This window comes from Corynebacterium sp. (assembly GCF_030530965.1).
In the GTDB taxonomy this organism is placed as follows: domain Bacteria; phylum Actinomycetota; class Actinomycetes; order Mycobacteriales; family Mycobacteriaceae; genus Corynebacterium.
Window position 1 is genome coordinate 6,979 of the sequence record NZ_JAUMTY010000050.1, and the last position, 9,135, is coordinate 16,113.

At 60.8% G+C, this 9,135-nt stretch carries 9 protein-coding genes and 1 pseudogene; 5 read left to right on the forward strand and 5 right to left on the reverse strand.

What is annotated here, in order from left to right:
* Positions 1-53: 53 nt before the first annotated feature.
* From Q3981_RS08735 to Q3981_RS08745, 3 genes are read left to right on the forward strand one after another with little or no spacing between them, the layout of a single operon-like run.
* Positions 54-1,061, forward strand: a complete 1,008-nt coding sequence (locus Q3981_RS08735; RefSeq protein WP_303125352.1) for a metal ABC transporter solute-binding protein, Zn/Mn family — start codon at positions 54-56, stop codon at positions 1,059-1,061.
* Between the two features lie 9 nt (positions 1,062-1,070).
* Positions 1,071-1,850 (forward strand): metal ABC transporter ATP-binding protein, encoded by a 780-nt coding sequence (locus Q3981_RS08740; RefSeq protein WP_303125355.1) that lies wholly within the window; start codon positions 1,071-1,073, stop codon positions 1,848-1,850.
* A 46-nt stretch (positions 1,851-1,896) separates the two neighbouring features.
* The gene (locus tag Q3981_RS08745; protein ID WP_303125357.1) at positions 1,897-2,871 is read left to right on the forward strand and encodes a metal ABC transporter permease; all 975 of its coding nucleotides are present in this window, start codon (positions 1,897-1,899) and stop codon (positions 2,869-2,871) included.
* Here the strand turns inward: Q3981_RS08745 and rlmB are convergent.
* The 3 genes from rlmB to Q3981_RS08760 form a co-directional block, all read right to left on the reverse strand.
* Entirely contained in the window at positions 2,825-3,784 is a 960-nt protein-coding gene (gene rlmB / locus Q3981_RS08750; RefSeq protein WP_303125359.1) for a 23S rRNA (guanosine(2251)-2'-O)-methyltransferase RlmB, read from the reverse strand. The two genes, Q3981_RS08745 and rlmB, sit on opposite strands and share 47 nt — an antisense overlap.
* 81 nt (positions 3,785-3,865) lie before the next feature.
* Positions 3,866-5,287, reverse strand: a complete 1,422-nt coding sequence (gene cysS / locus Q3981_RS08755) for a cysteine--tRNA ligase (protein ID WP_303125360.1) — start codon at positions 5,285-5,287, stop codon at positions 3,866-3,868.
* 40 nt (positions 5,288-5,327) lie between these two features.
* Positions 5,328-5,918, reverse strand: coding sequence for a CarD family transcriptional regulator (locus Q3981_RS08760; RefSeq protein WP_012731009.1), 591 nt, complete (start codon positions 5,916-5,918; stop codon positions 5,328-5,330).
* 212 nt (positions 5,919-6,130) lie between these two features.
* Between Q3981_RS08760 and Q3981_RS08765 the strand changes: the two genes are divergently transcribed.
* Positions 6,131-6,790, forward strand: coding sequence for a hypothetical protein (locus Q3981_RS08765; RefSeq protein ID WP_303125361.1), 660 nt, complete (start codon positions 6,131-6,133; stop codon positions 6,788-6,790).
* Between the two features lie 179 nt (positions 6,791-6,969).
* Here the strand turns inward: Q3981_RS08765 and Q3981_RS08770 are convergent, their stop codons facing one another.
* Together Q3981_RS08770 and Q3981_RS08775 are read right to left on the reverse strand one after the other, a co-directional pair.
* A complete protein-coding gene (locus Q3981_RS08770; protein WP_303125363.1) occupies positions 6,970-7,683 on the reverse strand; it encodes a hypothetical protein in 714 nt (237 codons plus the stop codon).
* A gap of 115 nt (positions 7,684-7,798) precedes the next feature.
* On the reverse strand, positions 7,799-8,497 hold the full coding sequence (locus Q3981_RS08775) for a carbonic anhydrase (RefSeq protein WP_303125365.1): 699 nt from the start codon (positions 8,495-8,497) through the stop codon (positions 7,799-7,801).
* A 225-nt stretch (positions 8,498-8,722) separates the two neighbouring features.
* Between Q3981_RS08775 and Q3981_RS08780 the strand changes: the two are divergent.
* Positions 8,723-9,135 (forward strand): annotated as a pseudogene (locus tag Q3981_RS08780) (A/G-specific adenine glycosylase); the annotation flags it as partial.

Below are 9,135 nucleotides of genomic sequence, written 5' to 3' on the forward strand. Positions count from 1 at the left end.
GGGCTTAAGAAAACCAATTGACATCATATTTCATTAGTGGTTCATTGGGGGACATGCGAGCGATAAAAAATAGGCGACGGTCAGCACTAGCATTCATTTTTGCCACGGGGCTTCTTACCGGAATGGGCGGGCTCACGGCCTGCTCAGACGACTCCTCCACGACGTCTGGTTCGTCGGACACCGTGAATGTCGTCGCATCAACCGCGCTGTGGGCCGACGTGGTCCACGACATCGCAGGGGACAACGACCACGTCAAAATCACGGGCTTGATCGAGGGCGATTCCGTGGACCCCCACGACTACAACCCCTCCGCCAAGGATATGGCGAAGATTAAGGATGCCGACGTCGTCGTCGGGAATGGGGCCGGGTACGACACCTGGTTGACAGAGCATGCCAGTTCCGACGCGACCGTCATCACTGCTCTACCCCAGGAGGAGCATGATCACGACGGGGACGAGCATGATGGACACGACCACGACGCGCATGATGAGCATGAGCAGGAGAGCGAAGACGCGCACGACCACGATGCACACGGTGACGCGGACAATGACTCCGACCTGCCCACCAACCCTCACGTGTGGTACGACGTCGCCACTGTCAATAGCTTTGCAACGAAAATTGCGGACACGCTGAATGACAAGAACGGCGATATCAAGGCGTCGACCAAGGACTTCAGCGACAAGCTCCACGCTATTGATGAGAAGATCAAGGCACTGCCAGCCAAGAAGGTGGCGAGCACCGAGTCCGTCTCCGGGTACCTGCTTAAGGAATCCCCCATGGAGGATGTGACTCCGCACAGTTATCTCAGTGCGTCGTTGAAGGAGTCGGATCCGTCCGCGGCGGATGTTGCCGAATTCACGTCGCTCATCAACGATAAGAAAGTCGATATTCTGGTTAACAATCCGCAAACCGAAGATAGTGTGTCCAAGGACCTCGTCTCCGCTGCCAAGAAGGCGGGAATCCCGGTTGTGGATATCTACGAAACACCGGAAAAAGGCACCCACTACCTGGACTTTTTCTCTGAGGCCGTCCAACGGCTCCACGATGCCAGCAAGGAGTAAGACCACCGCGTGAACAACCCGCGCACCACTCATCGTCCCGCCGAGACTGCTGACCGCCCCACCGGGACTAATGACCGCCCCACCGGGCCCGTCATCGAACTCAGCACAGCGAGTATCGAGCCGCTCTGGACCGACCTCGACCTCACGTTGAACCCCGGCGAATGGCTCACCGTCCTCGGGCCCAACGGCGTCGGAAAATCCACGCTCCTCGGCGCCCTCACTGGGACGCGAAAACTGACCTCAGGGCGGATCCATGTCAACGGGACCACCGGTTTTATCCCCCAGCAGCGCATGTTCAGCCCGACGCTGCCACTGCGCGCGCGGGACATCGTGGGCCTATCCGGTGGGCACGGTATCTTTCGCCGTCGACGGCTCCCAGCAGCGCAAATAGACGAGGCACTCAGCACTGTCGACGCAGCACACCTGGCGAATAGACGCATCGGCCACCTCTCCGGCGGCCAACAGCAGCTGATCCGTCAAGCCAGCGCGATCGCAACGCACCCCGATATCCTCCTGTGCGACGAACCCCTGCTCAGCCTGGATTACGCTGCGCAAAAGCAAGCGATCCGGACTATCGACGCGCAACGACGCGACCACAACACGGCCGTCGTTTTCGTCACGCATACGATCAATCCCGTTATCGACGTCACCGACCGCGTGCTATATCTTGCGCCGAATGGCCACACTATCGGCACGATTGACGACGTCATCACGACCGACGTCCTCAGCGAGCTGTACGGCACCCACGTCGACGTTGTTCACGTCAACGGCAGACTCGTCATCGTCTAGGCACGTCAGTTTAGGCACGTCATCGTTTAGGAGAGCGCACCACTTCATGCCCACTACCACGATCACCTGGGACACCTGGTGGAGTGACACCACCGAACTCCTGCACTACCCCTTCGTCCACCACGCGCTGCTGGCCGCCGCGCTACTCGGGATTATCTCGGGGCTCATCGCACCGCTCATCGTGATGCGACGCATGTCATTCACCGTGCACGGCACATCGGAGCTCGCGCTGATGGGGGCGTCGGCGGCACTACTCGCCGGGATTAACGTCGGCGCCGGCGCCGTCGTCGGATCGATCGTGGCGGCCATCGCCCTCGCGGTGCTCGGAATGCGCGATACCGACAGCACCGTCGGCGTGATCCTCTCCTTCGGGATGGGGCTCTCTGTCCTCTTCATCTACATCTACCCCGGCAAGGCGAGCAACGCGTTCTCCCTGCTCACCGGCCAGATCGTGGGTGTATCCGGCGCGGCTGTGGGGATGCTCATCGCTATCACCATCATCGTCATAGCGACACTCGGTTTACTGTGGCGCCCACTCCTCTTCGCGTCCGTCGACCCCGACGTCGCCGCAGCCAGCGGCATCCCCCTGCGCACGATCAGCATCGTCTTCGCCGCCCTCGTCGGGCTCGTCGCGGCCCAAGGGGTGCAGATCGTCGGCGCACTCCTCGTCGTGTCCCTTCTCATCACCCCCGGCGCGGCAGCTGTTCACGTCACAGCGTCGCCACGAAAAGCAGTCCTCTTATCGACGATCTTCGCCGAGGTGTCCGCAGTGGGCGGGCTTGTTCTCTCCTTGGCTCCCGGACTCCCCGTCAGCGTGTTCGTCACGACGATTTCGTTCGCGATCTACCTGGTGTGCCGACTGATTGGCTGGCGAACGCAACGCGTTATCGTCGGCTCGGAGGCTACGCCACGGGAAACCACGCCCGGGGCTTCACATCACGACGTCAGTTCGCAGGATGTCAGCCCCGACAACATCAGCCCCGAGACTTCACCGCACGACGCTGGCGCGCGAACTCGCTGAGCACCACACCGGCCGCCACGGACGCGTTGAGCGACTCAACATTGTCCGCCATCGGGATCGACATGATCGTGTCACACGTCTCGGACACCAAACGGGACAGGCCCTTGCCCTCGGACCCGACGACCACCACGACCGGCGTCGTCCCGTCGTAGGTATCCAAAGTATGGTCCCCGCCAGCATCTAAACCGACGACCTGATAGCCCTCTTTCTGGAACTGCTTGAGTGCGCGAGTCATATTCGTCGCCTTCGCGACGGGGAGGCGCGCAGCCGTACCCGCCGAGGTCCGCCACGCCACCGCCGTTACCGACGCACTCCGGCGCTCCGGGATGACCACGCCGTGACCGCCAAAGGCAGCCACCGAGCGAATCACGGCACCCAAGTTCCTCGGATCCGTGATGTTATCCAGGCACACAATCAACCCCGGGGACGATGACGCGTGGGCACGATCAATCAAATCCTGAACGTCGACATACTGGTATTCCGGAACCAGCAACCCAAGGCCCTGATGCATCCCGTTGCCGGTCATCCGGTCCAGCTCAATGCGCGGAACCTCCAGGACAGTGATCGCACGATCACCGGCAACACGCACTGCCTCGGTCAAGCGGTCGTCATTATCGGTGCCCTCCGCTACGTACAAAGCCGTCGCCGGAACCTTAGCCCGCAGGCACTCCACCACCGGGTTGCGGCCAACAACAAGCTCCGAACCATGCAAATTGCGCCGATCGTGACGCCCGGACGCCTTCCGCTGCTGCTCAACCTTCCGCTTGTGCGCCTTGTGGTACACGCGGTCTTCAGCCTTCGGCGTCGGCCCCTTGCCACGCAAGCCGCGGCGTCGCTGACCACCAGAACCCTTCGTCGCACCCTTCTTATTCGATTTACGAATAGCGCCATGGTTCCGCGAATGACCTGCCATTAATCCTCCTTATATCCCCAGCTGCCGATGTATTCAGCGCCCGTAGTGTTCGGGGCCCGATCTATTCAGCGCCCGACGATCCTACTGCTCCGATAGCTCCCACTCGGCCCCAGCGGGCGTATCGGTCACCACAATGCCTGCGGCCGTCAACCGATCGCGCACCGCATCGGCCGTCGCCCAGTCTTTCTCAGCGCGAGCTTTCGCACGGATATCCAATTCCGCGCGAACCAACGTATCCAAGGCGTCATGTTCCGCACCGGACTCCGCGGCAATCTCCTGCCACTTCTCGTCGAGCGGATCGACGCCCAGCACACCAAGCATGGCGCGAACCTGCTCACCTGCAGAGACCACGCTCTCGACGGCATCAGTATCGCCACGACGAGCCGCATCCAGACGCGAATTAGCCGAACGAACAACATTGTGTACCTCAGCCAACGCGGCCGGAACACCAATGTCATCATTCATCGCGTCGGTGAACGCGTCCGTGACCTCGGAGCGGCCCAAAGTGCGGTCATTCTTCACCGCCACACTCGACGCCGCATGAACAAACTTCTCCAGACGCCGGTACCCGGCAGCCGCCTCACGAAGAGCGTCCTCCGAGAACTCCAACATGGAACGATAATGCGCGGACCCCAAGTAATAACGCAGCTCAACCGGCCGGACGATCTGAAGAAGGTTAGGCACGGACAGCACATTGCCCAAGGACTTTGACATCTTCTCGCCAGCCATGGTCACCCAGCCGTTATGCATCCAATACCGGGCGAATCCATCACCCGCAGCATGCGCCTGAGCGATCTCGTTCTCATGGTGCGGGAACTTCAGGTCCAGGCCACCGGCGTGGATATCAAACTCCGCGCCCAAGTACTTCGTCGCCATCGTCGTGCACTCCAAGTGCCACCCCGGACGGCCACGGCCCCACGGAGTATCCCAACTCGGCTCCCCCGGCTTCGCAGCCTTCCACAACGTGAAGTCACGCGGATCACGCTTACCCGTACCCGCGGATTCGCCCTGGTCCATTTCGTCGAGCTTCTGGCCAGACAGGGAACCATAATCAGGCAACGACATGGGGCTCAAGTACACGTTTCCGTCCACAGCGTAGCCGTGGCCAGCGTCGATAATCCGCTGCATGTACTCGATCATTTCAGGAACATGTCCCGTTGCATGAGGCTCCAACGACGGTGGCGTCACACCCAACTGGTCGTAGGCCCACTGGAACTCGCGCTCATACGTCGCAGCCCATTCCCACCAGGGGCGATTGTGCTCCGCGGCCTTGTTCAAAATCTTGTCATCGATGTCAGTGACGTTCCGGATGAACGCCACGTCAAGGCCCATGTAGGTCAGCCAATTACGCAAAATATCGAAAGCCACGCCCGAACGCAGGTGGCCAATATGCGGTGCCGACTGCACTGTCGCACCACACAAATACACCGACGCATGCCCCTCGCGGAGGGGAACAAAATCACGTAACTGACGGGACGCGGAATCGAAAATACGTAAAGTCACGCCCCCAGCTTATCGGTTCGGAGCGTGACCTAGCGAAAAACTAATCCTCGACGTCCTCGTCCAAGTCGATAATGTCGGAATCGTCCGAGGGGCCCGGCTTCTTCGTCGAGTCCTCGTCCTCCCCCAACAACTTGGCGCGGTGCCGGGCAATAGCCTCTTGGGCCTCTTGGTACATCGCGTCGGCCTTGGCGTCGTCAGTGCCGTCGGCAAGAGCGAGCTCACCCACCAAGACCTGGCGGGCCTTCGCCAACATGCGCTTCTCACCAGCAGAAAGGCCGCGGTCTTGGTCACGGCGCCACAAGTCACGGACGACCTCCGCCACCTTGTTCACATCGCCCGACGCCAAACGCTCCTGGTTAGCCTTGTACCGACGGGACCAGTTGCCGGCTTCTTCAACGTCGGTTTCGCGGAGAACGCTGAAAACCTTGAGGAGCCCCTCTTCCCCGACAACATCGCGAACACCGACAGACTCCGCGTTCTTTTCCGGAACACGGACCGTTAAGTCTCCCTGGTGAACCTTCAGGACCAAATAATCGACAGTCTCACCTTTAATCTGGCGCTGCTCTTTCTTTTCAATGACGGCAGCACCATGATGCGGGTAAACGACGGTATCCCCAATGTTGAATTCCATGAGTCCCTTCAGATCCGCCGCGCACGCCCACCGCGTGCGGACAGGTAAAGCGGTGTGAAAAATTGACGTTTCAGCGCGTCTATCATAGCACTACCCCCTGATTAGCCACGACGAACGTCACAAGACTATGTGGAAACAGACACGTCGCGTTAATGTAATAATTAAATTCTGTGCGCTGAACAGAAAACCCTGACGCAAAATAAGACGAATACGTGGCTGCCCCACAGCTTCCTATGGAGGACAAAATGTCGTTGAAGTCGGCTTCCCTACGTTCCGGCATCGCCATTGTCGCTGCCGGTTCCGCACTGGCCCTCAGTGCATGCGGCGCGGGCCAAATTTCCCAAACCGCCAACCAAGTCCCCGCCGTCGACGGGGGAGCAGCCAATGCTGAGGACAACAACATCACGCTGCGCGATGTGACCGTCCAGCCCAAGACCGACGACCACGGTGGCGCCGTCGCCTTCGCTCTGTCAAACATCGACCCCACCAATACTGAGCGCCAGCTGCAGCGTATTAGCGTCGATGGCCAAGAGGTTAAGGTCGATGGCAACAAGGATCTGAAGCCGCAGTGCCAGATCGTCGGCAATAACGAAAAGGCCATCGAGGCCATGGGTGCCAACGATGTGCACACCAACAGCTCCGCGTCGGAGAGCGCCAAGGCTGATCCCAATGGCGAATCGCGCATCAACTGCGTCAGCTACGTTCACACCAGTTTCGACGGAACTCCCACGCCAGGGACCGCCGTGAACATCACTTTCACCCTGGATAACGGTGAAGTTTCCATGAAGGCGCCGGTCGCTGCGTCCGTTCCGGAAGCTGGCCAGACCTACCGTGACAAGGAAGGCGTTTTGAAGGACGAATTCAGCAATTAATAATTCAGGAGCCCATAGCTGACTGAGAGCTGAAGCGCAGCCAGGTACACCGAAACCCCGGAGGCTAGTTCGAAGGTGAACTGCTCCGGGGCTTTCTTGTGCCGCTCTGTCGCTCTGTCGTTCTGTCGCGTCGTTCTGCCGCTGTCACGCGTAGGCGGCCACACGCCGCCACGCTGCTGCTACGTCAGGTTAAACGTCGTCGGCTCTGAGTGCTGATCACCAATCAAGGTGTGCAGGTAGTACGAACCACTGGGCACGGCAACGCGGTCCGAGCACTCGCCCGGCGCGGACGTCGTCCGGGACCAGCTCAGCATGTAATTCTTCGTCTGGCCAGCGCCGATATCCAGCGCGCCCGTTGCTGCCGGGTTGTTGCAGTCCACGTCGGACCAGACGCGCTCATTCGTCTCGAGGTTGTAGACCTCAAACTTCATCGGAGCCTTAGCCAAGTCCACATGGCAGGACCCCTTGGTGGGATTGTGCGCGATCAAGTAGAAGCGCGGCATCTGCCCCGGCTCGTAGGAATCCGCATCCGTGCGCGCCTCAACCTGCAGGTCGTTGACATCGCACGTCTCTTTCGCGTCGGGCGCGACCGACGGCTCTTCTGATTCGTCGGGTTCTTCCGACTCGGACTCATCAGGGTTCTCAGATTCCGACGATGGACGCGTGCTTTCCGACAAGCGCGAGGACGTCGTCGGTTTCGTCGACTTAGTGGTGGTCGTCGTGACGCTGGATTCCGTCGCGGTTGACGACGAATCCCCGCCTCCGCTCAAGGCCGAAATGATCCACCACAACAACGCGATGACAACAACCACGATGACGACGGCGGCGATTCTCCGCCGGCGATAGATCTCGGGTGGATGTGGAAGACCGTTGTAGTTACCTTGAGCGCTCACGTGACTAGATTAACGGGAACTCCCGCTGCCCCGCCGGAAAGCGGACGGCGTGTCACCTCATGCGGGGTCTGGGAGTTCGTCGGTGAGTGGTTTCGTGCACCCGGTCCGCTGTGGTTCACGGCATCGCGACGCCGCGCGCGGTCACCGCCTCTACCTGGCCGTTTTCCAGTAGATACCGGAGACCAACAACGCCGACGGTGCCGTCGGCAAGCTTTGCTGTGATTTCCGGGCTGCGACCGACCACGTGATCAACAATGGACCGCACATGCTGTTTTTCGTAGTCGTCGGTGGTGGTGTGCCCCTCGGAGCGGGCGACCATGACCGATGGCGCGACTTTCTCCACCAGCACGCGCTGGAAGGATTCCGGGACGGCGCCCTGAGACATGGCCTCCGAGGCGGCTTTGACTGCGCCGCAGCTCTCGTGCCCGAGGACCACCACCAGCGAGACACCGAGGCCCTCCACCGCGAACTCGAGCGAGGCCAGCACGGACATGTCCACGATCTCGCCGGCCGTACGGATCACGAAGACATCGCCAAACCCCTGGTCAAAGAGCAATTCGACGGGGACGCGGGAGTCCGAACAGGCCAAGACCACGGCCTTCGGGGCCTGCCCCTGAGTCAGGCTGGACAGCCGGTCGCGATCCTGATGCGGGCGCAGCGCCTTGCCCTGCACGAAGCGGTCGTTGCCGTCCAGCAACTGCTGGAGCACAGCCTGTGGGGTGCGATCGTCCGCGTTCGTACTAGCAGACGTACCGGTGTTCGCGTTCGTACTGGGAGTGGGCTGCGGGTCGGAGCCGGGTGCTGATGTCGTCATGAGAATCCTCCGGATGAAAAGTCCACATACTGGTTGGCTGGTTGCCACTCCTCGTCATGGGTGGCTCTACCTCTGCACCTCTGCTCATCACCGGCGCGTCATCAGGGGCACACGGACACGCGGGTCACCACCGGGCAATGTGATCAGGGGCGTCACCCAATAACCGTACTCAGCCCCGTGACCGCCCGCAGCAACTCACTCGCCACGGCACTACAATCATTCGCAATGTCTACTGGCCATTTAGAACCTTTTCTTGTCGACGAACTCAACGACTGGTTTATCCTGGCGGGCCGCCATCTTCCCTGGCGTGAGCCCGGGTGCTCCGCGTGGGGAGTTCTCCTCAGCGAGGTCATGAGCCAGCAAACTCCGGTCTCCCGCGTCGAACCTGCGTGGCGTGAGTGGATGAAACGTTGGCCGACACCAGCCGATTTCGCCCGCGCCGGGCGTGATGAGGTCCTTCGCGCGTGGGGTCGTCTGGGCTACCCTCGTCGGGCGCTCCGTCTTCACGAGTGCGCGCGGACGATCGTCGATAAGCATTCTGGTGCGGTGCCTGCCACGGTGGATGAGCTGCTCGATTTGCCCGGTATCGGTGAGTACACCGCGCGGGCGGTGGCCTGTTTTGCTTACGGGTGGGCGGT